The following is a 25990-nucleotide window of genomic DNA, read 5'->3' as shown; positions in this document are numbered from 1 at the left end:
CGAACCGCCCTGATCGCTTGCAGCCTGTGGCTGCTCTTATAAGATGCACCTTTATCACCGGCTTAGCGACCCATGATGATCCAGATCGATGCCCTGCCCGCCTTCAACGACAATTACCTCTGGCTGCTCCAGGATGCCGGCACGCGCCGCTGCGCGGTGGTCGACCCGGGCGACGCCGCCCCCGTGCGCGCCTGGCTCGAGGCCCATCCCGATTGGCAGTTGAGCGATATTCTGGTCACCCACCATCATTTCGACCATGTCGGCGGCGTCGCCGAACTCAAGGAAGCTACCGGCGCGCGCGTGTATGGCCCGGCCAACGAGCAGATTCCGGCACGCGATGTCGCGCTGGCAGGCGGCGAGACCATCGAGGTGCTCGGCCTGCCCTGGCAGATCATCGCGGTGCCCGGTCATACCCTTGGGCATATCGCCTATCACCAGGCCGAGCAGCACCTGCTGATGTGCGGCGATACCCTGTTCGCCGCCGGCTGCGGCCGCCTGTTCGAGGGCACGCCGGCGCAGATGCACGCCTCCCTGCAACGCCTCGCCGCCCTGCCGGATGCCACGCAGGTGTACTGCACCCACGAGTACACCCTGAGCAACCTGCGCTTCGCACAAGCGGTGGAGCCGGGCAACACGGAGCTGCAGGCGCGCGTCGAGCAGGTCAGCCAGTGGCGGGCACAGGGACGCATCAGCCTGCCGTCCAGCATTGCGCTGGAGCGCGCGACCAACCCCTTCCTGCGCGTAGAGGAAGCCGAGGTGATCGACAGCCTGGCCCGCGCCGATGGCCAGCGCAGCACCGACCCACAGGCGGTATTCGCCGGCTTGCGCGCGTGGAAGGATCGCTTCTAGCAGGCCGTTGAAAAACGTTGGCGAGGCAGGCAAGACAATCCGCGGCCCCGCAAAAACAGCCGCAACGACCAGCGGGAGTAACAGCCGAAGGCTGGCCCGAAGGGCGAACGCAGTGAGTCAAAAAGCACTGGGCCCGTATTCGGGTTTACGTGTTGTAAATGAGCATTTTGAGGGCGTTTTTAACGCAGCATTGCCAGCGCAGGCAGTTTTTCAACAGCCTGCTAGGGCTCGACGGGCGCGGCTCGTATATGAGGGGCCTGTGACGGCTTGAGAGGGATACAGGTCACAAAAGCCTGGTGAAAACTTGACCACCCCCGCTTCGGTTTCTAGAATCGCCCGAACTTTTTTCGGGGAACCCCTCTCAGCCAATGCCGTCACCTACGCGCAAGCCATTGAAAATAAAGGCGTTGGCGCAGAGCGTGCGAATGTCCGCCCTGCTCTGCTGCGTGACCCTGGCCGGCTGCCAGAGTTTTTCACCTTCGGCTACCGACGACAGCGTGACCACCCAGCGCGCGATCGGCCTCGAGCGTGAGCCCGAATGGCTGAGCCTCGACGCCAAGACCCGTGACTATCACGATATCTGGGAGCGCCTGCGCGACGGTTTCAAACTGCAGGATGAAATCGACACCAACCCGCGCATCGAGCGCCAGCGCCTGTGGTTTGCCAGCAACCCGCAGCACGTGGAAGCCGTCAGCGAACGCGCGGCCCCTTACATTCATTACATCGTCGAGCGCCTGGCCGAACGCGGCATGCCGATGGAACTGGCACTGCTGCCGGTGATCGAGAGCGCCTACGACCCGCAGGCCTACTCCCCGGCACAGGCGGTTGGTCTCTGGCAGTTCATCCCTTCCACAGGGCGCGTCTACAACCTGCGCCAGACCAACTGGTACGACGGCCGACGCGATGTCACCGCTTCTACCCGCGCGGCACTGGATTATCTCAGCCGCCTGCATGAGATGTTCAATGGTGACTGGCTGCTCGCCCTGGCTGCCTACAATGCGGGCGAAGGCCGTGTCAGCCGCGCCATAGAGCGCAACGAGAAGCTGGGACTGCCCAGCGATTACTGGAACCTCTCGTTGCCCAAGGAAACCGAGGAATACGTGCCCAAGCTGTTGGCCCTGTCCCAGGTGATCTTCACCCCGGAAGCCTATGGCGTGACTCTGGCCCCCATCGCCAACGAACCCTACTTCGAGCAGGTGGCAATCAAGCAGCACATGGATCTGTCGCGCTTGGCACAACTGGCCGACCTCGACGAGACCGAGCTGTTGCAGCTCAATCCGGCGTACAAGCGCGGCGTCACCATGGACGGCCCCCAGCACCTGCTGATACCGGCGCAGAAGGCCGAGATGTTCAGCGCCAACCTGGCCTTGATGAAACCGCAGGAGCTGGTGGACTGGCAGACCTACAGGGTGCATGCCGGCGACAGCCTGCATGCCATCGCCAACCGCTATCATCTGACGGTCAATACGCTCAAGGAAGTGAACCAGCTTTCCGGCAACCGCCTGAGCATCGGCCAGGAATTGACCATCCCGGTCAAACCCGGCACCCAGCCCAGCGAGCCGATCTTCCAGCGCAGCGGTACGCAGCTCGCCGCATCCAGCGGCAGCGTGCGCAGCTATCGGGTCAAGGATGGTGACAACCTCTGGCAGATCGCCCGTGACCATCAGGTTTCGGTGCGCGAGTTGCAACAATGGAACAAGTTGCAGGGCAATCAGCTCAAGATCGGCCAGACCCTGCGCCTGCAACCTACAGCGACCACCGCGCTGGCCAGCGCCGGCAACAGCACGAGAGCGGCCAGCAGCAGTCGCGACAAGGCCACCTATTACCGAGTGAAGAAAGGCGACTCGCTGTACGTCATCGCCAAACGCTTCAATATCGACACCAAGACCCTGCAGGACTGGAATCGCCTTTCCAGCCATGCCCTGCAGCCGGGGCAGATGCTGACTCTCTACCTGCCCTGATCCTCAGCGCTTGCTCAAGGCCCCCAGACAGCGGCCGGCCAGCAGCGTGAAGCGCTGAAAGGCAACGAACTGCTCATGGCGCAAGGCGCGCCCCGACAGATGGCAATCGGCATACAGCACGCCGACCTCGCGACCATTGGCCAACACGGGTGCGATGAAGAACATGCCAGCACCAAGGCTCTGGCGGATGGGCAGGGTCACCAGCTCATTGAGACTGTAGCTGGCCGGAACGCCCATCCAGATCGCCTCCCGATGCCTGAGCGCGTAACTGAAGATATGCGGCTGCTCCACCTGCACGGCAGGCAGGACGAAATCCCTCAGCCAGACTTCGGTCTGCTCACCGATCACCCGCTTGGCGCGAAAACGGCTCTGCCCATCGGCCAGCACGGCGAGCATCACCCGCTCCAGCCCTGCTCCACGGTGCAAGCCGTCGAGCACGCTGGACAGGATCTGCTCGACGTCGCTGCGTTGATTGGCCATCAAGCCCAGATCCTGCAACGCCTGCTGCATGAACAGCAGATCGGGTTGCAGCAAGCGCGCCTGACGCGCCTGCTGCTGATCGAAAATCTGTGCCGGATCGGTGCTCGGAATCAACCGGCACAGGCTGCTCGCGCCGAAGGTGGAGGCGACCTTGACCGCCTCATCGGCACTGGCCAGCACCTGCTGCAGGCTTTCCTCCGGGCCCAGGCCGATAAAGGGCGCCACCTTGTTCAGCAACGCCTCCATCGCCGGTGAACCCCACCCCTCGAGCGCGGCCTTGCTGATCTGCACGCCGAGCTGCACCGCCTTGACCGCCGGATGGGTGTGCGAACCCCCGGCATGCGCCAGACTGACCAGTTCACCCAAGCCCCAGCTTTTCGCCAGGCCCTGGGAGAGCTGGCGGAAGCTGGTGCCCAACACCCTCTGCACCACCTCCTCGGCCTCGGCACCGGGCACTTCCAGGGCCTGCGCCAGCTCATCGGCCTGCTCGCCACCGGCGCTCCAGAAAGCCATCTCCCCTAGCTGATGCAGCAACGCGGCGATGAATACTTCCTCCTCATGACCATTGAGCACGTAGCTGCTGAGGTTGCGCGCCTGCACCGCCGCGTGGAAAGCACTGGCCAATAGCTCCTGCAACTGTTGACGCGGTCTGTGCGTGAGCAGCCCATCGATGAGGCTGACCGACAGGCTGATCAGGCGCACGTTGTCGAAGCCGACCAGCACGATGGCTCGTGAAATGGTGCGGATGCTTTCCTGCGAAGGGTTGTAATAGACACTGTTGGCGACGCGCAGCACCTTGGAGGTGAGGCTCGCATCACGCAGCAGCACATCGGCCAGTTGCTGCACCGAGGCGTCGTTCTGCTGCGCCAGGCGTTGCAGGTCGCGCACCACAGCGGTCAGTGCGGGCAATTCGGTTTGACTCAGGCGGTCGATCCATGACTGCGTACCATGACTGCGTTCGACCAAGATCGAGCCCTCGTTGTTTTCTGACAGTGTATGCCAAAGTGCCGCCATTGCCTGCCTGCTGCGTTCAACCCGTACATGGCGTTGCAAACGCTGCTCTTTTTCCTGTTCGGACAAGCTGTTACTGTACCGACGCAATAGCGCCAACGCCGCCCCAGGATCGAAATTTCACGCCCGATGCGTTTCCTCTTCCCGCTGTTTCTCAGTCTGGTCTTGAGCCTTCCCGCCTCTGCGGCCATCAGCGAAAGCCACGGCTATGCGCAGTTCGGAACCCTCAAGTATCCCGCCAGCTTCAGTCATTTCGACTGGGTCAACCCGGATGTGCCCAAAGGCGGCACGCTGCGCCTCATGGCGTCAGGCACCTTCGACACCCTCAATCCCTACACGCTCAAGGGCACCAGCCCGATCGCCACCGCGCATTTCCTGCAGTACGGCGTCAACGAGCTGAACGAGCCCTTGATGGTCGGCACCGGCATTTACGACCCCTCCGGCGACGAGCCGGCGTCCAGCTATGGCCTGATCGCCAAGAGTGTCGAGTACAGCGAGGATCGTAGCTGGGTGGTGTTCAACCTGCGTCCCGAGGCCCGATTTCATGATGGCAAGCCCATCACGGCGTATGACGTGGCCTTTTCCTATCGCCTGCTGCGCAACGAGGGCCATCCGCAATACCGCACCAACCTGCAGGAGGTGAAGCGCGTCGACATTCTGGGCCGGCACCGCATCCGCTTCGTCTTCAAGCGCGCCGGCAATCCACTGCTGATCCTGCGCCTCGGCGAGCTGCCAGTCTTGCCTCAGCACTACTGGAAAGGCCGCGATTTCAAGGCGACCACCTTCGAGCCAGCGCTGGGCAGCGGCCCCTATCGCATCGTCGAGGTGGTGCCGGGTCGGCGTCTGGTGTTCGAGCGGGTCAAGAACTGGTGGGGCAAGGATCTGCCGGTCAATCGTGGCAAGTACAACTTCGACCGGGTCGAGGTGGAGTTCTACCGCGACAGCAACGTCGCCTTCGAGGCGTTCAAGGCCGGTGAATTCGACTTCTATATCGAGAACCAGGCGAAGAACTGGAGCAATGGCTATCGCTTTCCGGCCGTGGTTCGTGGCGATGTGGTGCGCGCCGAGATCCCGCACCAGATACCCACCCAGACCCAGGCCCTGTTCATGAATACCCGCCGCGCGCTGTTCAGCGACCGCCGCGTGCGCGAAGCCCTGGGGCTGATGTTCGATTTCGAGTGGACCAACCGCACCCTGTTCAACAACGCCTACATACGCGCGGCCAGTTACTTCCCCAACAGCGAGTTCTCCGCCACCGGCAAACCGGAAGGCGCAGAATGGCTGCTGCTGTCGCCCTACCGCGAGCAGTTACCGGCGAAGCTCTTCACCGAGCCGTTCAAGATGCCGGTTACCGCTGGTCGGGGCATTCCCCGCGAAACCCTGCGGCGGGCGCTCGGCCTGCTCGCCGAGGCCGGCTGGAAGCCCATCGGCCAGCAGTTGCGCAACGCCCGTGGCGAGCGCCTGGAGTTCGAGATCATGCTGGTCAACCCCAGCCTCGAGCGCATTCTCCAGCCCTATGCCGCCAACCTGGCCAGTATCGGCATCCAGGCCAACCTGCGCACGGTCGACCGCGCCCAGTACAAGCAACGCCTGGATCAGAACGACTACGACATGATCCTGCTGACCCTGCCTCAGACCCTGAGCCCAGGCCTGGAACAGTCGTTGTATTTCCACTCCAGCCAGGTCAAGGTGCGCGGCGGCAAGAACTACGCAGGGATCAACGACCCGGTGGTCGACGCCATGATCGACAAGCTGCTGTCGGCCAAAACCCGTGACGAACAGGTCGCCGCCATGCGCGCACTGGATCGCATCCTGCTGTGGCAGCACTACAGCATCCCCAACTGGTACATCAATTATCACCGCCTGGCGTACCGCAACCGGTTCGCCTTCGTCACCACGCCGCCCTATACCCTGGGCCTGCGCACCTGGTGGCTGAAGCCCACGGAGAACGCTCGATGACAAACCCGCTGCGCAGTTTCCTGCTTCACGGCAGCAGCCTCATCCTGCTTGGCCTGTCCGGCCTCACCTTCGCCGCCGCGCAACACGCCGTGACCCTCTATGACGAGCCACCCAAGTACCCGGCCAACTTCCAGCATTTCGACTACACCAACCCCGATGCGCCCAAGGGCGGCACCCTGCGTGAAGCTGGCTTCGGCGGTTTCGACAGCCTCAACCCCTTCATCAGCAAGGGCGTGCCGGCCGACGATATCGGCCTGATCTATGACACCCTCACGGTGCAGAGCCTGGACGAGCCCTTCACCGCCTATGGCCTGGTGGCGGAAAGTATCGAGAAGGCTCCGGACAACGCCTGGGTGCGCTTCCACCTGCGCAAGGCCGCGCGCTTCCATGACGGAATGCCCATCACCGCCGAGGATGTGAAATTCACCTTCGATACGCTGATGAGCAAGGGCTCACCCATGTACCGCGGCTACTATGCCGGCGTAGAACGGGTCGAGGTGGAATCGCCACACAGCGTACGCTTCATCTTCAAGCACACCGGCAACCGCGAGTTGCCGCTGATTCTCGGCCAACTCCCGGTGCTGCCCGAACACTGGTGGAACGAGCTGGACAACAGCCAGTCCGAGCAAGCCCCCCGGCTCGGTGACGAGGCGCTTCAGGCGAAGCTGGAGACCACCGAGGATAACCGCTCGATTCTTCTCAGCCTGCCCCAGGATGCGCGCCTGAACGACAAGCAGCCACTGAGCCTGGAACTGCTGCGGCGCAATCTGCAGTTCGCCAGCCAGGGCGAGGCTGCGCTCGCCGCGATCGCCAAGGTCAGCGAAGACGCCCCCCAGACCCTGCGTCTGGAGCTGCGCCAGCCGGCCGACGACAACCTGCTCGAAGCGCTGCGCCAACTGCCGCTGCTGCCGCCCAAGCGTGATTTCAGCAAGAGCAACCTGGACGCTCCGCTGGGCAGCGGCCCTTATCGGGTCGGCGAGGTTCGCGCCGGGCGCAGCATCCGCTACGAGCGGGTCAAGGACTGGTGGGCCAAGGATCTGCCGGTCAGCCGCGGCTTCTACAACTTCGACGCCATCCAGTTCGATTACTACCGCGACAACACCGTCGCCCTGGAAGCCCTGAAGGCCGGGCAGTTCGACTACTGGCTGGAGATGAGCGCGAAGAACTGGGCCACCGCCTACAGCACCCCGGCGGTCGCCAATGGTCAGTTGATCAAGGAAGAAATCCTCAATCGTAATCCCACGGGCATGCAGGGCTTCATCTTCAACACCCGCCGTGCGCTCTTCCAGGATCGCCGCGTGCGCGAAGCCCTGAGCCTGCTGTTCGATTTCGAGTGGGCCAACAAGCGCCTGTTCAACGGCGCCTACACCCGCACCCGCAGCTACTTCGACAACTCCGAGCTGGGCTCCAGCGGCCTGCCCAGCGAGGCCGAGCTGGCCATTCTCGAGCCCCTGCGCGGCAAGATTCCCGCTGAGGTGTTCAGCGAGGAATTTCGCGTCCCGCAAACCGACGGCAGCGGCATCATCCGCGAACAGCAACGCCGCGCCTATCAACTGCTGCAACAGGCCGGCTGGCGTATCGACGGTGACCGCATGCTCGATGCCCAGGGCAAGCCGGTCAGCTTCGAGTTCCTCCTGGCCCAGGCCGAGTTCGAGCGCGTGCTACTGCCGTTCAAGCGCAACCTGGCCGATCTCGGTATCGACATGGTCATCCGCCGGGTGGACGTGTCGCAGTACATCAATCGCCTGCGCTCGCGGGATTTCGACATGATCGTCGGCGGTTTCGCCCAGTCCAACTCCCCCGGCAACGAACAGCGCGAGTACTGGCATTCCTCCAGCGCCGACAACCCCGGCAGCCGCAACTTCATCGGCCTCAAGGATCCGGCCATCGACAAGCTGGTCGAGGAGCTGATCAACGCCGACTCGCGGCAGGATCTGATCAACCACACTCGCGCGCTGGATCGAGTGCTGTTGTGGGGCCACTACGTGATCCCCAACTGGCACATCAAGACCTGGCGCGTGGCCTACTGGAATCGCTTCGAGCATCCCAAGGTGACGCCGCTCTACGATATCGGCCTGCATACCTGGTGGGAGCGCACCGACCTGCCCGCTGCCGACGCAGAGGCGGCGCAATAAGATGCTGGCCTATATCCTGCGCCGTCTGCTGCTGATCATCCCGACCCTGTTCGGCATCCTGGTGATCAACTTCATCATCATCCAGGCCGCTCCCGGTGGCCCGGTCGAGCAGATGATCGCCAAGCTCGAAGGCTTCGACGCAGCCAGCGGCGGCGCCACCAGCCGTATCGCCGGTGGCGGTGCCGAGGTCTCGGTAGCCGGCTCCAACTACCGTGGCGCCCAGGGCCTGGATCCCAAGCTGATCGAAGAGATCGAGAAGATGTACGGCTTCGACAAGTCGGCCCCGGAGCGCTTCTGGATCATGCTCAAGAACTACGCCCACCTGGATTTCGGCTCCAGCTTCTTCCGTGATGCCAAGGTCATCGACCTGATCGTCGAGAAGATGCCGGTGTCCATCTCCCTGGGGCTGTGGAGCACCCTGATCATGTACCTGGTGTCGATCCCGCTGGGCATCGCCAAGGCCACCCGGCATGGCAGCGTCTTCGATGTCTGGACCAGTTCGGCCATCATCATCGGCTACGCCATCCCGGCCTTCCTCTTCGCCATCCTGCTCATCGTGCTGTTCGCTGGCGGCAGCTACTGGGACTGGTTCCCCTTGCGTGGGCTGACCTCGAACAACTTCGACGAACTCAGCCTCGGCGGCAAGATACTCGACTACTTCTGGCATCTGGTGCTGCCGGTCACCGCCCTGGTCATCGGCAACTTCGCTACGCTCACCCTGCTGACCAAGAACAGCTTCCTCGACGAAATCGGCAAGCAGTACGTGACCACCGCCCGCGCCAAGGGCCTGAACAACCGCCGCGTGCTCTACGGACACGTGTTCCGTAACGCCATGCTGCTGATCATCGCCGGCTTCCCGGCGGCCTTCATCGGCATTTTCTTCACCGGATCCCTGCTGATCGAAGTGATCTTCTCCCTCGACGGCCTGGGCCTGATGAGCTTCGAGGCGGCGATCAACCGCGACTATCCGGTGGTGTTCGGCACCCTGTTCATCTTCACCTTGCTGGGACTGGTCGTGAAACTGATCGGCGACATCACCTACACCCTGGTCGATCCGCGTATCGACTTCGAGAGCCGGGAGGGTTGAGCATGAAACTGTCCCCGCTCAACCAGCGCCGCTTCGAGCGCTTCAAGGCCCACAAACGCGGCTGGTGGTCGCTGTGGTTGTTCCTCATTCTGTTCGGCCTCAGCCTCGGCGCCGAACTGATCGCCAACGACAAGCCGCTGGCGGTGCGTTACGACGGCGAGTGGTATTTCCCGGTTTTCAAGCGCTACCCAGAAACCGTGTTCGGCGGCGAGTTCCCGCTGCAGGCCAACTACAAGAGCCCCTATATCCAGGAGCTGATCGCGGACAAGGATGGCTGGATGATCTGGCCACCGATCCCCTTCAGCTATTCGAGCATCAACTATGACCTGGCAGTGCCCGCCCCGGCGCCGCCCTCGGCGCAGAACTGGCTGGGCACCGACGACCAGGGCCGCGACGTGCTGGCACGGGTCATCTACGGCTTTCGCATCTCGGTGCTGTTCGCCCTGACCCTGACCCTGGCCAGCTCGGTGATCGGCGTCACCGCCGGGGCCCTGCAAGGCTTCTATGGCGGCTGGGTCGACCTGCTCGGCCAGCGTTTCCTGGAAATCTGGTCGGGCTTGCCGGTGCTCTACCTGCTGATCATCCTGGCCAGCTTCGTGCAACCGAACTTCTGGTGGCTGCTGGGCATCATGCTGCTGTTCTCCTGGATGAGCCTGGTGGACGTGGTGCGCGCCGAGTTCCTGCGTGGCCGCAACCTGGAATACGTGCGCGCCGCCCGCGCTCTGGGCATGAGTAATGGCGCCATCATGTTCCGCCACATCCTGCCCAACGCCATGGTCTCCACCATGACCTTCATGCCCTTCATCCTTACGGGTGCCATCGGCACCCTCACCGCCCTGGACTTCCTCGGTTTCGGCCTGCCACCGGGGGCGCCGTCGCTGGGCGAACTGGTGGCTCAGGGCAAGAACAACCTGCAGGCGCCCTGGCTGGGCATCAGCGCCTTCGCCGTGCTGGCGATCATGCTCAGCCTGCTGGTGTTCATCGGCGAAGCCGCGCGCGATGCCTTCGACCCGAGGAAATGACATGAGCCAGTCCGACATCCTGCTGCAAGTGCACAACCTGGCCGTCGAGTTCACTTCCGGCGAACAATGCCAGCGCGTGGTGGAGAACGTCAGCTTCGACATCCGCAAGGGTGAAACCCTGGCCCTGGTGGGCGAAAGCGGCTCGGGAAAATCGGTCACCGCGCATTCCATCCTGCGCCTGCTACCCTACCCGCTGGCACGCCACCCGGCCGGTAGCATCCACTATGCCGGCGAGGATCTGCTCAAGCTCAGCGAAGGGCGCCTGCGCGGTATTCGTGGCAACCGCATCGCCATGGTCTTCCAGGAACCGATGACCTCGCTCAACCCGCTGCACAGCATCGAGAAGCAGATCAACGAAGTGCTCGCCCTGCATAAGGGCCTGCGCGGCAAGGCCGCCAGCGCGCGCACCCTGGAGCTGCTGGAGCTGGTGGGCATTCCCGAACCGCACAAGCGCCTGAAAGCCTACCCCCACGAACTCTCCGGCGGGCAACGCCAGCGCGTGATGATCGCCATGGCGCTGGCCAACGAGCCCGAGCTGCTGATCGCCGACGAGCCAACCACGGCGCTGGACGTCACCGTACAGCTAAAAATCCTCGAATTGCTCAAGGATCTGCAGGCGCGCCTGGGCATGTCGTTGCTACTGATCAGCCACGATCTCAACCTGGTACGCAGAATTGCGCATCGGGTATGTGTCATGCAGCGCGGTCGCATCGTCGAACAGGCGTCGTGTGAACAATTGTTCCTGGCTCCCCAGCATCCTTATACCCAGGAACTGCTCGGCGCCGAACCCAGCGGCGAGCCAGCGGCCAACCCCGCCGGCGATACCATGCTGGCGGTCGACGATCTGCGTGTCTGGTTCCCGATCAAGAAGGGCCTGCTGCGCAAGACCGTCGACCATGTGAAAGCCGTGGACGGCATCAACTTCACCCTGCCCCAGGGCCAGACCCTGGGCATAGTCGGTGAAAGTGGTTCCGGCAAGTCCACCCTGGGCATGGCCATCCTCAAGCTGCTCGGCAGCCAGGGCGGCATCCAGTTCCAGGGCCAGCAGTTGCAGGGGCTGTCGCAGAAAGAGGTGCGGCCGCTGCGACGGCAGATGCAGGTGGTGTTCCAGGATCCGTTCGGCAGCCTCAGCCCACGCATGTCGGTGGGCCAGATCGTCGGCGAAGGCCTGCGTATCCATGGCATCGGGAGCGAGGCGGAGCAGGAACAGGCGATCATCGACGCACTTCTGGAGGTAGGGCTGGATCCGCAGACGCGGCACCGCTACCCCCATGAGTTTTCAGGCGGGCAACGGCAGCGGATTGCCATTGCCCGGGCACTGGTGTTGAAGCCGGCGCTGATCCTGCTGGACGAGCCCACCTCGGCGCTCGACCGGACGGTTCAGCGTCAGGTGGTGGAACTGTTGCGCGGCCTGCAGGCCAAGTACAACCTGACCTATCTGTTCATCAGCCATGATCTGGCGGTGGTCAGAGCGCTGAGTCACCAGTTGATGGTGATCAAGCAGGGCCAGGTGGTCGAACAAGGTTCGGCGGACGCGATCTTCAGGTCACCGCAACACCCTTATACGCAGCAATTGCTGGAAGCCGCCTTCATGGCTCCGGCAACCGCTCACTGATCCTTGAAACAGGAAGAGGAATAGCACAATGGGTTTTCTAACCGGCAAGCGTGTACTCATCGTTGGCGTCGCCAGCAAACTGTCCATCGCCTCGGGTATCGCCGCCGCCATGCACCGCGAAGGTGCCGAGCTGGCCTTCACCTACCAGAATGACAAGCTCAAGGGCCGCGTCGAGGAATTCGCCGCTGGCTGGGGCTCCAATGCCGAGCTGTGCTTCCCTTGCGATGTCGCCAACGATGAAGACATCGCGGCCGTATTCGAGGCCCTGAGCAAGAAATGGGACAGCCTGGACTGCATCGTGCACTCGGTCGGCTTCGCCCCGGGCGACCAGCTCAACGGGGACTTCACCGAAGTCACCACCCGTGAAGGCTTCAAGATCGCCCACGACATCAGCGCCTACAGCTTCGTGGCCCTGGCCAAGGCCGGTCGCGAGATGATGAAGGGCCGCAACGGCAGCCTGCTCACCCTCTCCTACCTGGGCGCCGAGCGCACCATGCCCAACTACAACGTCATGGGCATGGCCAAGGCCAGCCTGGAGGCCGGTGTGCGCTACCTGGCCGGCAGCCTCGGCCCGGAAGGTACTCGCGTCAACGCCATCTCCGCCGGCCCGATTCGTACCCTGGCCGCCAGCGGTATCGCCAGCTTCCGCAAGATGCTGGCCGCCAACGAGCGCCAGACCCCGCTGCGCCGCAACGTCACCATCGAAGAAGTCGGCAATGCCGGCGCCTTCCTCTGCTCCGACCTGGCGTCGGGCATCAGCGGTGAGATCCTCTACGTCGACGGCGGTTTCAACACCACCGCGATGGGGCCTATGGAAGAGTGATCTTCTAGAAGCCATAAAAAAACCCGCACCTGGTGCGGGTTTTTTATTGTCTGCCGCTCGAGGCAGATGCGGCGCCTCGACGAGGCGCCGCATGGGCTCAGAAGCGCTCGATATCGGCCTTGTCCTGCAACTGCTTGCGGTAGGCCGCGAAATCTTGCTGGCCTTCACGCGAGGCGAGGAAGTTGCGATACATCGCCAGTTCCTGCTCGCTCAGCGCGCCCTCCGGCACGCTCACGCCATCCAGACGCAACACCACGTAGTCGCCGTTGTTCAGCACCACGCCTGCGTAGCTGGGGGCATCCTTGGATTCAGGCTTGGCCATGCGGAACAGCGCCTGCAGCACCTTGGGCTCGACACCCTCCTGACTGCGGGTAACCGCTTCCTGGAGTGCCCAGGCCTGGGCCTTCTCGTCACCGGCCTTGACCGCCGCCAGCAGCCGCTCGCCTTCGGTCTTGGCAGCAGCCGTGGCACGCTCCTGCGCCAGATGGCTGCGAATGCTTTCGGCCACCTGCTCCAACGGCAGTTGCTCAGGCTTGAGATGCTGCTTGAGGCGAACCACCACGACATTGCTCGGGTCGAGCTCGATGGTCGAGCTGTTGGCACCATCCTCCAGCACTTCGGGGCTGAATGCAGCCTGCAGCACCTGGCGATTGGCCGTGATACCACTGCTACCACCCTCGCGTCCGAAGGGTTCGGTGACCTTCACCTCGAGGCCCAGCTCCTGGGCAGGCTGGGTCAGATCGGCTGACTCGAATGCCGAATCTTCCAGCTCCTTGCTCAGCTCGACGAAGCGCTTCTCGACCTGCTGCTCCTTGTAATCGCGGGCCAGCTTGTCCCGGATACTGGCGAAGCTCGGCACTTCCGGCGACTGCACGCCCAGCAGCTTGATCAGGTGCCAGCCGAACGGGCTCTTCACCGGCGCCGACACTTCGCCCTGCTTGAGCGCATAGAGCGCCTGCTCGAAGGCCGGGTCATACACACCCGGCCCGGCATAACCCAGGTCACCACCGTTGGCGGCCGACCCTGGATCCTGGGAGAACTCCTTGGCCAATGCGGCGAAGTCTTCGCCAGCATCGATCCGTGCCTTGATCTCTTCGATCTTCTGCTTCGCTGCGTCGTCGTCACCCTCGATCAGGATATGCGCCGCGTCACGCTGCTCGGCCAGGTTGGCGATCTCGCTCTGGTAAAGCGGTTGCAGCTCTTCGTCGGTGACCTTGACCTGATCGAACAGGCGCTCCTTGTCCAGTTGCACGTATTCCAGCACCACCTGCTCGGGGCTCATGAACTCGCTGGCATGCTCATCGTAGTAGGCTTTCACCTCATCATCGGCAACCTTGATCGCGGCCGGATCGGCCTTGACCGTGAAGCTGGCGAAATCGCGCGTCTGACGCTCGAGGCTGGCATAGGCGCGGGCCTGGTCTTCGGTGACGAAACTGCTGGCGCCGATACCGGCGCGCAGTTGGCCAATGAGCATTTCCTCTTCCAGCATCTGGCGGAATTGCAGACGGGTGTAGCCCATCTGCCGGATCACCTGGTCGAAACGTGCGGAATCGAAACGGCCATCAGTCTGGAATTCCGGCGTCTGCAAGATGACCTGATCCAGCGCCGGCTGCGAGAAGGCAAAGCCCGCGTCCTTGGCGCCCTGCAGCAGCAGTTTGCGGTCGATCAGGCCTTTCAGCGCGGCTTCGCGCAGCAGCTTGTCATCGAGCAGTGAAGGGTCGAAATCACGGCCGAGCTGCTGCAGCAGTTGCCGGCGCTGCATCTCGACAGCCTGATTGAGTTCATTGAGGGTGATGGTGTCGCCATTCACCTCTGCCGCGTTGTTGCGGTTGCTGGTGCCGGTGACGATGGCCTCGAAGCCGGTGAAGGCCATCAAGATCACGATGAGGCCGATGATGACTTTGGCAATCCAACCGCGTGAATTGTCCCTGATGTTTTGCAGCATGCTTCCCCCAGAACGACCGTACAGAGTCACCAGTCGCGCAGTGTGGGTAATGTCCAGATAGAAGAAAGGCGCATCCTGTGGATGCGCCTTCTCGTAACGTGTCGGGTGAAAGGAGTCAGCGACTGCCTTGCCCTGCCTCCCGACTGACCACAGGGCGAACCCTGCGGTGAGGCAAACCCGGAAGACGCTTAGTTGACGGCGTCTTTCAGGGCCTTGCCAGCCTTGAAGCCCGGGATCTTGGCAGCAGCGATGTTGATCGGCTTGCCGGTCTGCGGGTTACGGCCGGTGCGAGCAGCACGCTCTTTGACAGCGAAGGTACCGAAACCAACCAGTACGACGGAATCACCAGCTTTCAGAGCGCCAGTGACGGATTCAATCACTGCATCCAGCGCGCGGCCAGCAACAGCTTTCGGGATATCAGCAGATGCAGCGATAGCATCGATCAGTTCCGACTTGTTCACTCTAAGTCCCCTTATTTCTGTTTAGTTTGTTTCTTGATTTTTAATGTAAGCAAAGCGGGCGCTGGATAGCCTGCTGACGCAATAAGAGCCGCTTTATAACAAGGGCTCAAAAAATGTGTCAAGGAAGCCACCCCACTAATGCGTGCTGATTCGCTCCTTGGAATCAGACTCGCGTTTGTCATCCGTTGCAACCATCTCGGGAGCCGCATCGGGCAAGGGCTCCGGCGCGTATTGCAGCGCAATTTGCAGGACCTCGTCAATCCATTTAACGGGTTTAATCTGCAGATCTTGTTTAATATTTTCCGGAATTTCCTTCAAATCGCGCACGTTTTCTTCCGGGATGATCACAGTTTTGATCCCCCCGCGATGCGCCGCGAGAAGTTTTTCCTTGAGCCCACCGATGGCCAGCACCTGACCGCGCAAGGTGATCTCACCGGTCATGGCCACATCGGCCCGCACCGGAATCTGCGTCAGCGCCGACACCAACGCGGTGCACAAGCCGATGCCCGCGCTGGGGCCATCCTTGGGCGTGGCGCCTTCCGGCATATGGATGTGAACGTCGCGCTTCTCGTTGAAATCGGCGGCGATCCCCAGGCTTTGCGCCCGACTGCGCACCACCGTCATGGCGGCCGTCATGGACTCGGCCATGACATCCCCCAGCGAGCCAGTCTTGATCAGATTGCCCTTGCCCGGCACCACGGCCGTCTCGATGGTGAGCAGCTCGCCACCCACCTGCGTCCAGGCCAGGCCGGTCACCTGACCGATCTGATCCTGCTGCTCGGCCAGGCCATAGCGGTGCTTGCGCACGCCGAGGAAATGCTCCAGGGAATCGGCCGTGACCATCACCTGGAAGCGCTTCTCCTTGGCATGCTCCTTCACCGCCTTGCGGCACACCTTGGCGATCTGCCGTTCCAGGCTGCGCACACCGGCTTCACGGGTGTAGTAGCGAATGATGTCGCGAATCGCCGCCTCCTCGAACTCCAGCTCGCCCTTCTTCAGGCCATTGGCCTTGATCTGCTTGGGCGCCAGGTACTTGATGGCGATGTTGACCTTCTCGTCCTCTGTGTAGCCCGGCAGACGGATGATTTCCATACGGTCCAGCAGCGGGCCGGGAATGTTCATCGAGTTGGCGGTGCAGAGGAACATCACGTCCGACAGGTCGTAATCGACCTCCAGATAGTGATCGTTGAAATTGTGGTTCTGCTCCGGGTCGAGCACCTCGAGCAGCGCGGAGGCAGGGTCGCCACGCATGTCCTGGCCCATCTTGTCGATTTCGTCGAGCAGGAACAGCGGGTTGCGCACGCCCACCTTGGTCATCTTCTGGATCAGACGGCCGGGCATGGAACCGATGTAGGTACGGCGGTGGCCGCGAATCTCGGCCTCGTCACGCACGCCGCCCAGGGCCATGCGCACGAACTTGCGGTTGGTGGCGCTGGCGATGGACTCGGCCAGCGAGGTCTTGCCCACACCGGGCGGGCCGACCAGGCACAGTACCGGGCCCTTGAGCTTCTTCACCCGCTTCTGTACGGCGAGATACTCGAGGATGCGCTCCTTGACCTCTTCCAGACCGTAATGGTCGGCATCGAGGATGCTCTCGGCACGGGCCAGATCCAGGCGTACCTTGCTCTCGGCCTTCCACGGCACGTTCACCAGCCAGTCGATGTAGGAGCGCACCACGGTGGCCTCGGCAGACATCGGCGACATCTGCTTGAGCTTGTTCAGCTCGGCATTGGCCTTGGTCAGCGCCTCCTTGGACAGGCCGGCGTTGTCGATGCGCTTGCGCAGCTCGTCGAGCTCGTTGTGGCCCTCGTCGATGTCGCCCAGCTCCTTCTGAATGGCCTTCATCTGCTCATTCAGGTAGTACTCGCGCTGGCTGCGCTCCATCTGCTTCTTCACGCGACCACGGATGCGTTTTTCCACCTGCAGCAGGTCGATCTCGGCATCCAGCAAGGCCAGCACGTGCTCGACGCGCGCCGACAGCGAGGTGATCTCGAGGATTTCCTGCTTCTGCTCGATCTTCAGCGCCATGTGCGCGGCCATGGTATCGACCAGGCGGCTGGGCTCATCGATGCTGTTGAGCGAAGACAGCACCTCGGCCGGCACCTTCTTGCCCAACTGCACGTACTGCTCGAACTGGCTCAGCAGGCTGCGAGTGAACACTTCCGACTCGCGCTCGGCGGTGTCGCTTTCCTCGATCAGTTGCACTTCGGCACGGCAGTGCTCTTCGCACTCGAAGATGCGCTCGATGACGCCGCGCTGTTCCCCCTCGACCAGCACCTTGACGGTACCGTCGGGCAGCTTGAGCAACTGCAGAACAGTGGCCACGGTGCCGACACGATAGAGATCCTCGTCACCCGGATCATCGACCGCCGGATTCTTCTGGGCCACCAGCAGAATCTGCTTGTCGCCCGTCATCGCTGCCTCCAGGGCTTCGATGGATTTCTCGCGCCCGACGAAAAGCGGGATGACCATGTGCGGATAGACCACTACATCGCGCAATGGCAGGAGAGGCAATTCGATGGTTGTCTTCATGATTTCGGCTCAGCAGCGGCCCAAGGGCCGTAAACAGGCGGGATTACCCTTGGCTTTTAAGATGGGGGTAGCTCCCGTAAAAAACAAGCACAATGTCCAGAAAAGCGAAGGGGCCCTGAGGCCCCTTCTTTGCATCGGGTAACAACGCGATCAGGCGTCCGGCGCAGCCTTGGCCTGGGGCTCGCTGCTCTCGTAGATCAGCAGCGGCTTGGAGCTGCCGTCGATGACGCTCTCGTCGATCACCACCTTGCTCACGTCCTGCTGGGACGGGATCTCGTACATGGTGTCGAGCAGAATGCCTTCGAGGATCGAACGCAGGCCACGGGCGCCGGTCTTGCGCTCCAGCGCCTTCTGCGCCACGGACTTGAGCGCATCGGAGCGGAACTCCAGATCCACGCCTTCCATCTCGAACAGCTTGGCGTACTGCTTGGTCAGCGCGTTCTTCGGCTCGGTGAGAATCTGCACCAAAGCAGCCTCGTCCAGCTCCTCCAGCGTCGCAATCACCGGCAGACGACCGACGAACTCAGGGATAAGACCGAATTTGACCAGATCGTCCGGCTCTACCTCACGCAGAGACTCGCCGATCTTCTTGCCTTCCTGCTTGCTGCGCACTTCCGCGCCGAAGCCGATGCCGCCCTTGGTGGAACGGGCCTGAATGACCTTTTCCAGGCCAGCGAAGGCGCCGCCGCAAATGAACAGGATGTTGCGCGTGTCCACCTGCAGGAATTCCTGCTGCGGATGCTTGCGCCCGCCCTGCGGCGGAACCGAGGCCACGGTACCCTCGATCAACTTGAGCAGCGCCTGCTGCACACCCTCACCCGATACGTCACGGGTGATCGACGGGTTGTCCGACTTGCGCGAGATCTTGTCGATCTCGTCGATGTAGACGATACCCATCTGGGCCTTCTCGACATCGTAGTCGCACTTCTGCAGCAGCTTCTGAATGATGTTCTCGACGTCCTCACCCACGTAACCGGCTTCGGTCAGAGTGGTGGCATCAGCGATGGTGAACGGCACATTGAGCAGGCGCGCCAGGGTTTCGGCCAAGAGCGTCTTGCCCGAGCCGGTCGGGCCGATCAGCAGGATGTTGCTCTTGCCCAGCTCGACGTCGTCTTTCTTGTCGCGCTGGTTGAGGCGCTTGTAGTGGTTGTACACCGCTACCGACAGCACCTTCTTCGCACGCTCCTGACCGATCACGTACTGATCCAGGATGCCGCTGATTTCCTTGGGTGCCGGAAGTTTGTGCGCGTTGCTCTCGGCCTGCGCTTCCTGCACCTCCTCGCGGATGATGTCGTTGCACAGGTCGACGCATTCGTCGCAGATGAAGACGGAGGGACCGGCGATCAACTTGCGCACTTCGTGCTGGCTTTTGCCGCAGAAGGAGCAATAAAGCAGTTTGCCGTTGTCCTCACCGTTACGAGTATCAGTCATTCGATCAATCCAATACGGTAGGCTTGAAACACAAGATGAAGGCAAATGCGGGCATTTTCAAGGGCGCCGGTGGCGCCAATGGCGGATGCCCGCTGCCGATGCCTCATCTAGACAGGCATTTGACGCTTTTCATGCACAGCGTCAACGATACCGTACTCCATGGCGCGCGAGGCGCTCATGAAATTGTCGCGGTTGGTGTCACGCTCGATGGTTTCCAGGCTCTGGCCGGTGTGGTGGGCCAGCAACTGGTTCAAGCGCTCACGAATGAAGAGGATTTCCTTGGCGTGGATCTCGATGTCCGAGGCCTGGCCCTGGAAGCCACCCAACGGCTGGTGGATCATCACGCGCGAGTTCGGTAGACAGAAGCGCTTGCCCTTGGCGCCACCCGCCAGCAGGAAGGCGCCCATGCTGCAGGCCTGACCGATGCAGGTGGTGGACACGTCCGCCTTGATGAACTGCATGGTGTCGTAGATGGCCATGCCAGCGGTCACCGAGCCACCTGGTGAGTTGATGTACAGGTGGATGTCCTTGTCCGGGTTCTCTGCCTCCAGAAACAGCAACTGGGCGCAGATCAGGTTGGCCATGTAGTCCTCGACCTGGCCGACCATGAAGATCACCCGCTCCTTGAGCAGGCGGGAATAGATGTCGTAGGCACGCTCGCCACGAGCGGATTGCTCGATGACCATCGGCACCAGGCCGCCAGCGGCCTGGATTTCAGGCATGTTTTGCATAAAAGGATTGCGGGACATGTCTTGCGCTCACTCCCTAATAGTCATGTCTCAAATACGCATAAGCCAGCACGGAGGCTGGCTTATGGTGGTGTACTCGAACGAGGTGACGCGATCAGTCGGCTTTCGGGGCTTCCGCCGGCTTGACTGCATCTTCGTAGGAAACCGCTTTGTCGGTCACGTTGGCCTTCTGCAGAACAGTATCTACAACTTGCTCTTCCAGTACAACCGAACGCACTTCGTTCATCTGCTGGTCGTTCTTGTAGTACCAGGCCACCACTTGCTCGGGCTCCTGGTAGGCCGAGGCCATTTCCTCGATCAGCTCACGCACGCGAGCCTCGTCCGGCTTGAGCTCGAACTGCTTGACCACTTCGGCGACGATCAGGCCCAGCACGACGCGACGCTTGGCCTGCTCCTCGAACAGCTCGGCAGGCAGTTGGTCGGGCTTGATGTTGCCGCCGAACTGCTGAACGGCCTGTACGCGCAGACGATCCACTTCGTTGCTGATCAGCGCTTTCGGCACTTCCACCGGGTTGGCAGCCAGCAGGCCGTCCATTACCTGGTTCTTGACCTTGGACTTGATGGCCTGACGCAGCTCGCGCTCCATGTTCTTGCGAACTTCGGCGCGGAAGCCTTCCAGACCACCTTCCTTGATGCCGAACAGAGCGAAGAACTCTTCATTCAACTCAGGCAGTTGCGGGGCGGCAACGCTGTTCACGGTCACAGTGAACTCGGCGGTCTTGCCGGCCAGGTCGAGGTTCTGATAGTCCTCGGGGAAGGTCGGGTTGATCACGCGCTCTTCACCGGCCTTGGCGCCGACCAGGGCATCCTCGAAGCCGGGGATCATGCGACCGGAACCCAGCACCAGTTGAGTACCCTTGGCGCTGCCACCCGCGAAGGCTTCGCCGTCGATCTTGCCAACGAAATCGATGTTCAGTTGGTCGCCATTCTCGGCAGCACGCTCGACGCTCTCGAAACGGGTGTTTTGCTTGCGCAGGATGTCCAGCATGTTGTCGACGTCGCTGTCGACCACTTCGGCCTGCAGGCGCTCGATGGCGATGCTGTCGAGGCCAGTCACCTGGAATTCCGGGAACACCTCGAAGGTAGCGACGTATTCCAGATCCTTGCCCTTCTCGAAGGACTTCGGCTCGACGGCCGGGGCACCAGCCGGGTTCAGCTTCTGCTCGACCACGGCCTCATAGAAGGTGGCCTGGATCAGGTCGCCCAGAGCTTCCTGACGCGCGGCATCTTCGTAACGCTGGCGGATCACGCTCATCGGCACCTTGCCGGGGCGGAAGCCAGGAACCTTTACGCGACGGGCAGTCTGTTGCAGACGCTTGTTGACTTCGGTCTCGATGCGCTCGACGGGTACGCCGACGGTCATCCGGCGCTCAAGAGCAGAAGTGCTTTCAACAGAAACTTGCATGGATATTCCTCGTTGCACAGACACAAGCCGGCTCAGGCCGGCCCCGATTCAAGGCCAAGCATTCTAGAGGGTCGATATGAAGAAGTCACCCTAGAAGCAGGCGGCAATCGGGGGGATTTGTAAGATGGTGCGGACGGAGAGACTCGAACTCTCACACCTTGCGGCGCCAGAACCTAAATCTGGTGTGTCTACCAATTTCACCACGTCCGCGCGGTTTGCAGCTTAAAACAAAAACGCCAGGCTTTGGGCCTGGCGCTTTGGAATATGGGGTGGACGATGGGAATCGAACCCACGACACCAGGAGCCACAATCCTGTGCTCTACCAACTGAGCTACGCCCACCATATTGCATTGCTTGCTCAAATTGCCCGAACGCCAATGGCGCACCCGGCAGGACTCGAACCTGCGACCATCCGCTTAGAAGGCGGATGCTCTATCCAGCTGAGCTACGGGCGCTTATCCATCCGCTAGCGCAGACTTAGAAGCTTTCGACTAGCACCTTGCCACGAGGGCTTGGCGCTTGCCGTCTCACCCAGCGAGTGGCTGTTCCTGAGAAGCGGGGCGAATGTTATAGACGCCCCCCACCCTCGTCAACAGAAATTTTCAAAAAAGTTCAGCTATATAAAGGAGTTACGCGAAAACCATGGCAGGCGCCTTTGCCCCAGTGAGCGCCCATGCGAGAATGCGCGTCCTTTTTTCATCCTTAATTAATGGTTAACCAGCGCAATGACCGCACAACTGATCGACGGCAAGGCGATCGCCGCCAGCCTCCGCCAGCAGATTGCCCAACGTGTCGCCGAACGCCGCCAGCAAGGCCTTCGCGCGCCAGGCCTGGCCGTGATCCTGGTCGGTACCGATCCTGCCTCCCAGGTCTATGTGTCACATAAACGCAAGGATTGCGAAGAAGTCGGCTTCCTCTCCCGTGCCTACGACCTGCCGGCTCAGACCAGCCAGGCCGACCTGCTCGCGCTGATCGACGAGCTCAATGAAGACCCGACCATCGACGGCATTCTGGTGCAACTGCCGCTGCCCGAACACCTGGACGCCTCGCCGCTGCTCGAACGCATCCGCCCGGACAAGGACGTGGACGGCTTCCACCCCTACAACATCGGCCGCCTGGCCCAGCGCATGCCGCTGCTGCGCCCCTGCACGCCCAAGGGCATCATGACCCTGCTGCACAGCACCGGCGTCGATCTCTATGGCCTGCATGCCGTGGTGGTGGGTGCCTCGAATATCGTCGGCCGGCCGATGGCCTTGGAACTGCTGTTGGCCGGCTGCACCGTGACCGTCACCCATCGCTTCACCAAGGATCTGGCCCAGCATGTCAGCCAGGCCGACATAGTCGTCGTGGCCGTGGGCAAGCCTGGCCTGGTCAAGGGCGAGTGGATCAAGGAAGGCGCCATCGTCATCGATGTCGGCATCAGCCGCCAGGAGGATGGCAAGCTGGTGGGCGACGTGACCTTTGATGCCGCCCTGCCCCGCGCTGGCTGGATCACTCCAGTGCCGGGCGGTGTCGGCCCGATGACCCGCGCCGGCCTCTTGGAAAATACCCTGCACGCGGCCGAGCACCTGCATCAATAAGCAGAGATGCACAACGAACAACGGCACCCGAGGGTGCCGTTGTCGTTTCTGCCTGATCGATTACTTGCGCGCCTGCTCCCAGGACTTGAGCAATTCGTCGTAGGCGATGGTCTCGCCCTTGGGCTTCTCATTGGCCAGCTTGGGCTTGGGCGCACCCGGCTGGTCGAACCAGTACTGCGGGTCACGCGGCTCGTTCAGCTTCGGCCCGCACTCGCCCAATACGCCGGAACGCTCCAGACGGCCGAGCATGGTGTCCTGTGCGGCAGCCAGGCCATCCAGCGCTTGCTGCGGGGTCTTGTCGCCACTGGCGGCCTCGGCAATGAACTGCCACCAGAGCTGGGCCAGACGCGGGTAGTCCGGCACGTTGGTGCCGGTCGGCGTCCACTGCACGCGCGCCGGGCTGCGGTAGAACTCCACCAGACCGCCGAGCTTGGGCGCCACGTCGGTCATGGCCTGGGAGTTGATGTCCGACTCGCGGATCGGCGTCAGGCCCACCAGGGTCTTCTTCAGCGACACGGTCTTGGAAGTGACGAACTGCGCGTAGAGCCAGGCGGCCAGGCGCTGCTTCTCCGGGGTGGACTTGAGGAAGGTCCAGGAACCGGTGTCCTGATAACCCAGCTTCATGCCCTCCTCCCAGTACGGCCCCTTGGGCGACGGCGCCATGCGCCACTTGGGCGTACCGTCCTCGTTGACCACCGGCAGCCCTGGCTTGGTCATGTCGGCGGTGAAGGCGGTGTACCAGAAGATCTGCTGGGCGATGGCGCCCTGCGCCGGCACTGGCCCCGCTTCGGAGAAGGTCATGCCCTGCGCCTCCGGCGGTGCGTACTGGCGCATCCAGTCAACGTATTTCTGCGTGGCGAACACGGCCGCCGGCCCGTTGGTATCACCACCGCGGGCGACACTGGAACCCACCGGGCGGCAGCCTTCGACGCGGATGCCCCACTCGTCCACCGGCAGGCCGTTGGGCAGGCCCTTGTCGCCGCCACCAGCCATGGAGAACCAGGCATCGGTGAAGCGCCAGCCCAGCGACGGATCCTTCTTGCCATAATCCATGTGGCCATAGACGCGCTGGCCGTCGATCTCCTTGACGTGTTTGGAGAAGAACTCGGCGATGTCCTCGTAGGCCGACCAGTTGACCGGCACGCCCAGCTCGTAGCCGTAGATTTCCTTGAACTTGGCCTTGAGTTCCGGGCGCTCGAACCAGTCGGCGCGGAACCAGTAGAGATTGGCGAACTGCTGGTCGGGCAGTTGATAGAGCTTGCCGTCCGGCCCGGTGGTGAAGGAAATGCCGATGAAGTCTTCGAGATCCAGGGTCGGTGAAGTGAAGTCCTTGGCCTCACCCTTGATCATGTCACTGATGGCCATGGCCTTGCCGTAGCGCGCATGGGTGCCGATCAGGTCGGAGTCGTTGACCCAGCCGTCGTAGATGTTGCGATCCGACTGCATCTGCGTCTGCAGCTTCTCCACCACATCACCTTCCTGCAGCAGGTCGTGCTTGAGCTTGATGCCGGTGATCTCGCTGAAGGCCTTGGCCAGCACCTTGGACTCGTACTCGTGGGTGGTGATGGTTTCCGACACCACACTGATATCCATGCCGCGGAACGGCTCGGCGGCCTTGATGAACCACTTCAGTTCTTCGAGCTGCTGCTCGGGCGTCAGGGTCGAGGGGTTGAATTCCTCGGCGATCCATTTCTTCGCGGCCTCTTCATAGGCATCCGCCCAGGCCGCACCGCTCAAACCGGACAACGCCAGCAAGGCGGCCAACGCCATGCTATGTCGGGTCTTGTTGTTATTGTCGAACATAGAGACCTCCATCTCGGGATTTGGGGAGAGGCACACCGGCAACAGCCCGGCTCAGCCCCAGCGCATGACTGCGCACAACCACAACAGCGATAGCAGCGAGGCTATCCACACGCTCCAGTCGGTCACGCCTATCACCAGCAAGTGCAGATAGGCGCTACCGAGCAGACCGATGAACAACCGATCACCCGGGGTGGTGGTGATCGGCAGAAAACCCTTGCGCTCGACGCAGGGCCAGCGCAATTCCACCAGCGTCATGCCGGCCAGCAGCACGGCGATGCCGACGAAGAACAGTGCGGTGGGTAGAGTCCAGGCCATCCAGCTCATGATGTACCTCCCTTACACGCGGCCGAGGGCGAAGCCCTTGGCCACATGGTTGCGAACAAACCAGATCACCAGCATCCCCGGCAGGATGGTGAGTACCCCGGCGGCAGCCAGCACGCCCCAGTCGATGCCCGAGGCGGACACGGTACGGGTCATCACCGCGGCGATGGGCTTGGCCTCCACCGAGGTCAGGGTGCGCGCCAGCAGCAGCTCGACCCAGGAGAACATGAAGCAGAAGAAAGCCGTGACGCCGATGCCGGAACGGATCAGCGGAATGAAGATCTTCACGAAGAATTTCGGGAAGCTGTAGCCGTCGATATAGGCCGTCTCGTCGATTTCCTTGGGCACGCTGGACATGAAGCCCTCCAGGATCCACACCGCCAGCGGCACGTTGAACAGGCAGTGCGCCAGCGCCACGGCGATATGGGTGTCGAACAGGCCGATGGACGAATACAACTGGAAGAACGGCAGCAGGAACACCGCCGGTGGAGCCATGCGGTTGGTCAGCAGCCAGAAGAACAGGTGCTTGTCGCCGAGAAAGCGGTAGCGCGAGAAGGCATAGGCTGCCGGCAGCGCCACGCTGAGCGAGATCAGGGTATTGAGGCTGACGTAGTACAGCGAGTTGAGGTAGCCCTCGTACCAGCTACGGTCGGTGAAGATCACCCGGTAGTTGTCCAGAGTGAAACTCTGCGGCCACAGGCTGAGCCCACCGAGAATCTCGGTGTTGCTCTTGAACGACATGTTCAGCAGCCAGTAGATGGGCACCAGCATGAACAGGAAGTAGATCAGCAGTGCCAGACGTTTGCGCAGCATCATGGTCG

The 25990-nt window shown here is 62.1% G+C and carries 19 protein-coding genes and 3 tRNA genes; 9 read left to right on the top strand and 13 right to left on the bottom strand.

Annotation, left to right across the window (positions count from 1 at the left end):
* Positions 1-75: 75 nt before the first annotated feature.
* Both gloB and OU800_RS11210 read left to right on the top strand, forming a co-directional pair.
* Positions 76-849 (top strand): hydroxyacylglutathione hydrolase, encoded by a 774-nt coding sequence (gene gloB / locus OU800_RS11215; protein WP_268184285.1) that lies wholly within the window; start codon positions 76-78, stop codon positions 847-849.
* A gap of 368 nt (positions 850-1217) precedes the next feature.
* Complete coding sequence (locus tag OU800_RS11210; protein WP_268183803.1) at positions 1218-2810, top strand: lytic transglycosylase domain-containing protein; 1593 nt, start codon at positions 1218-1220, stop codon at positions 2808-2810.
* A 3-nt stretch (positions 2811-2813) separates the two neighbouring features.
* Here OU800_RS11210 and OU800_RS11205 read toward each other — a convergent pair whose 3' ends face one another.
* Positions 2814-4304, bottom strand: a complete 1491-nt coding sequence (locus OU800_RS11205; RefSeq protein ID WP_442964752.1) for an HDOD domain-containing protein — start codon at positions 4302-4304, stop codon at positions 2814-2816.
* A gap of 126 nt (positions 4305-4430) precedes the next feature.
* Here OU800_RS11205 and OU800_RS11200 point away from each other — a divergent pair, with 126 nt between their 5' ends.
* Genes OU800_RS11200 through fabI form a run of 6 tightly spaced genes read left to right on the top strand, consistent with a single transcriptional unit; the run spans position 4431 to position 12942 of the window.
* Positions 4431-6260 (top strand): extracellular solute-binding protein, encoded by a 1830-nt coding sequence (locus OU800_RS11200; protein ID WP_268183800.1) that lies wholly within the window; start codon positions 4431-4433, stop codon positions 6258-6260.
* Positions 6257-8395, top strand: coding sequence for an extracellular solute-binding protein (locus tag OU800_RS11195; RefSeq protein ID WP_268183798.1), 2139 nt, complete (start codon positions 6257-6259; stop codon positions 8393-8395). Before OU800_RS11200 ends, OU800_RS11195 begins: the two co-directional genes overlap by 4 nt.
* 1 nt (position 8396) lies before the next feature.
* On the top strand, positions 8397-9482 hold the full coding sequence (locus OU800_RS11190; RefSeq protein ID WP_268183797.1) for a microcin C ABC transporter permease YejB: 1086 nt from the start codon (positions 8397-8399) through the stop codon (positions 9480-9482).
* Between the two features lie 2 nt (positions 9483-9484).
* Complete coding sequence (locus tag OU800_RS11185; protein ID WP_268183796.1) at positions 9485-10504, top strand: ABC transporter permease; 1020 nt, start codon at positions 9485-9487, stop codon at positions 10502-10504.
* A 1-nt stretch (position 10505) separates the two neighbouring features.
* A complete protein-coding gene (locus tag OU800_RS11180; protein WP_268183794.1) occupies positions 10506-12119 on the top strand; it encodes an ABC transporter ATP-binding protein in 1614 nt (537 codons plus the stop codon).
* A gap of 28 nt (positions 12120-12147) precedes the next feature.
* Entirely contained in the window at positions 12148-12942 is a 795-nt protein-coding gene (gene fabI, locus OU800_RS11175) for an enoyl-ACP reductase FabI (protein WP_268183792.1), read from the top strand.
* Between the two features lie 97 nt (positions 12943-13039).
* Here fabI and OU800_RS11170 read toward each other — a convergent pair whose 3' ends face one another.
* From OU800_RS11170 to OU800_RS11130, 9 genes are all read right to left on the bottom strand, one after another.
* Complete coding sequence (locus tag OU800_RS11170) at positions 13040-14887, bottom strand: SurA N-terminal domain-containing protein (RefSeq protein ID WP_268183791.1); 1848 nt, start codon at positions 14885-14887, stop codon at positions 13040-13042.
* Positions 14888-15075: 188 nt separating this feature from the next.
* The gene (gene hupB / locus OU800_RS11165; protein ID WP_003282502.1) at positions 15076-15348 is read right to left on the bottom strand and encodes a nucleoid-associated protein HU-beta; all 273 of its coding nucleotides are present in this window, start codon (positions 15346-15348) and stop codon (positions 15076-15078) included.
* A gap of 135 nt (positions 15349-15483) precedes the next feature.
* Complete coding sequence (gene lon, locus OU800_RS11160; RefSeq protein ID WP_268183789.1) at positions 15484-17880, bottom strand: endopeptidase La; 2397 nt, start codon at positions 17878-17880, stop codon at positions 15484-15486.
* Positions 17881-18030: 150 nt separating this feature from the next.
* Entirely contained in the window at positions 18031-19311 is a 1281-nt protein-coding gene (gene clpX, locus OU800_RS11155) for an ATP-dependent Clp protease ATP-binding subunit ClpX (RefSeq protein ID WP_268183787.1), read from the bottom strand.
* Between the two features lie 107 nt (positions 19312-19418).
* Positions 19419-20060 (bottom strand): ATP-dependent Clp endopeptidase proteolytic subunit ClpP, encoded by a 642-nt coding sequence (clpP, locus tag OU800_RS11150; protein ID WP_268183785.1) that lies wholly within the window; start codon positions 20058-20060, stop codon positions 19419-19421.
* A gap of 94 nt (positions 20061-20154) precedes the next feature.
* On the bottom strand, positions 20155-21465 hold the full coding sequence (tig, locus tag OU800_RS11145; RefSeq protein WP_268183784.1) for a trigger factor: 1311 nt from the start codon (positions 21463-21465) through the stop codon (positions 20155-20157).
* A 125-nt stretch (positions 21466-21590) separates the two neighbouring features.
* Positions 21591-21675: transfer RNA gene (locus OU800_RS11140), tRNA-Leu, on the bottom strand.
* 55 nt (positions 21676-21730) lie between these two features.
* Positions 21731-21806, bottom strand: a tRNA-His gene (locus tag OU800_RS11135).
* A 37-nt stretch (positions 21807-21843) separates the two neighbouring features.
* A tRNA-Arg gene (locus OU800_RS11130) sits at positions 21844-21920 on the bottom strand.
* Between the two features lie 270 nt (positions 21921-22190).
* On the opposite strand from OU800_RS11130, the gene folD reads away from it, so the two are divergent.
* Positions 22191-23045, top strand: a complete 855-nt coding sequence (gene folD, locus OU800_RS11125) for a bifunctional methylenetetrahydrofolate dehydrogenase/methenyltetrahydrofolate cyclohydrolase FolD (RefSeq protein WP_268183781.1) — start codon at positions 22191-22193, stop codon at positions 23043-23045.
* A gap of 60 nt (positions 23046-23105) precedes the next feature.
* Here the strand turns inward: folD and OU800_RS11120 are convergent, their stop codons facing one another.
* Genes OU800_RS11120 through OU800_RS11110 form a run of 3 tightly spaced genes read right to left on the bottom strand, consistent with a single transcriptional unit; the run spans position 23106 to position 25985 of the window.
* Complete coding sequence (locus OU800_RS11120) at positions 23106-24848, bottom strand: ABC transporter substrate-binding protein (RefSeq protein WP_268183779.1); 1743 nt, start codon at positions 24846-24848, stop codon at positions 23106-23108.
* 51 nt (positions 24849-24899) lie between these two features.
* Entirely contained in the window at positions 24900-25172 is a 273-nt protein-coding gene (locus OU800_RS11115) for a DUF2160 domain-containing protein (protein ID WP_268183777.1), read from the bottom strand.
* Positions 25173-25184: 12 nt separating this feature from the next.
* The gene (locus tag OU800_RS11110; protein ID WP_268183775.1) at positions 25185-25985 is read right to left on the bottom strand and encodes a carbohydrate ABC transporter permease; all 801 of its coding nucleotides are present in this window, start codon (positions 25983-25985) and stop codon (positions 25185-25187) included.
* Between the last annotated feature and the right edge of the window lie 5 nt (positions 25986-25990).

This window comes from Pseudomonas sp. GOM7, assembly GCF_026723825.1.
Classification (GTDB): domain Bacteria; phylum Pseudomonadota; class Gammaproteobacteria; order Pseudomonadales; family Pseudomonadaceae; genus Aquipseudomonas.
This window is presented reverse-complemented; position numbering and strand designations above follow the sequence as displayed.

Coding starts and splice junctions, on each gene's coding strand:
- OU800_RS11110 (WP_268183775.1), bottom strand. CDS start 25,985: ATGATGCTGCGCAAACGTCTGGCACTGCTGATCTACTTCCTGTTCATG.
- clpX (WP_268183787.1), bottom strand. CDS start 19,311: ATGACTGATACTCGTAACGGTGAGGACAACGGCAAACTGCTTTATTGC.
- lon (WP_268183789.1), bottom strand. CDS start 17,880: ATGAAGACAACCATCGAATTGCCTCTCCTGCCATTGCGCGATGTAGTG.
- gloB (WP_268184285.1), top strand. CDS start 76: ATGATCCAGATCGATGCCCTGCCCGCCTTCAACGACAATTACCTCTGG.
- OU800_RS11195 (WP_268183798.1), top strand. CDS start 6,257: ATGACAAACCCGCTGCGCAGTTTCCTGCTTCACGGCAGCAGCCTCATC.
- OU800_RS11180 (WP_268183794.1), top strand. CDS start 10,506: ATGAGCCAGTCCGACATCCTGCTGCAAGTGCACAACCTGGCCGTCGAG.
- OU800_RS11205 (WP_442964752.1), bottom strand. CDS start 4,304: ATGGCGGCACTTTGGCATACACTGTCAGAAAACAACGAGGGCTCGATC.
- clpP (WP_268183785.1), bottom strand. CDS start 20,060: ATGTCCCGCAATCCTTTTATGCAAAACATGCCTGAAATCCAGGCCGCT.
- OU800_RS11120 (WP_268183779.1), bottom strand. CDS start 24,848: ATGTTCGACAATAACAACAAGACCCGACATAGCATGGCGTTGGCCGCC.
- tig (WP_268183784.1), bottom strand. CDS start 21,465: ATGCAAGTTTCTGTTGAAAGCACTTCTGCTCTTGAGCGCCGGATGACC.
- OU800_RS11170 (WP_268183791.1), bottom strand. CDS start 14,887: ATGCTGCAAAACATCAGGGACAATTCACGCGGTTGGATTGCCAAAGTC.
- OU800_RS11190 (WP_268183797.1), top strand. CDS start 8,397: ATGCTGGCCTATATCCTGCGCCGTCTGCTGCTGATCATCCCGACCCTG.
- folD (WP_268183781.1), top strand. CDS start 22,191: ATGACCGCACAACTGATCGACGGCAAGGCGATCGCCGCCAGCCTCCGC.
- OU800_RS11115 (WP_268183777.1), bottom strand. CDS start 25,172: ATGAGCTGGATGGCCTGGACTCTACCCACCGCACTGTTCTTCGTCGGC.
- OU800_RS11210 (WP_268183803.1), top strand. CDS start 1,218: ATGCCGTCACCTACGCGCAAGCCATTGAAAATAAAGGCGTTGGCGCAG.
- fabI (WP_268183792.1), top strand. CDS start 12,148: ATGGGTTTTCTAACCGGCAAGCGTGTACTCATCGTTGGCGTCGCCAGC.
- OU800_RS11185 (WP_268183796.1), top strand. CDS start 9,485: ATGAAACTGTCCCCGCTCAACCAGCGCCGCTTCGAGCGCTTCAAGGCC.
- OU800_RS11200 (WP_268183800.1), top strand. CDS start 4,431: ATGCGTTTCCTCTTCCCGCTGTTTCTCAGTCTGGTCTTGAGCCTTCCC.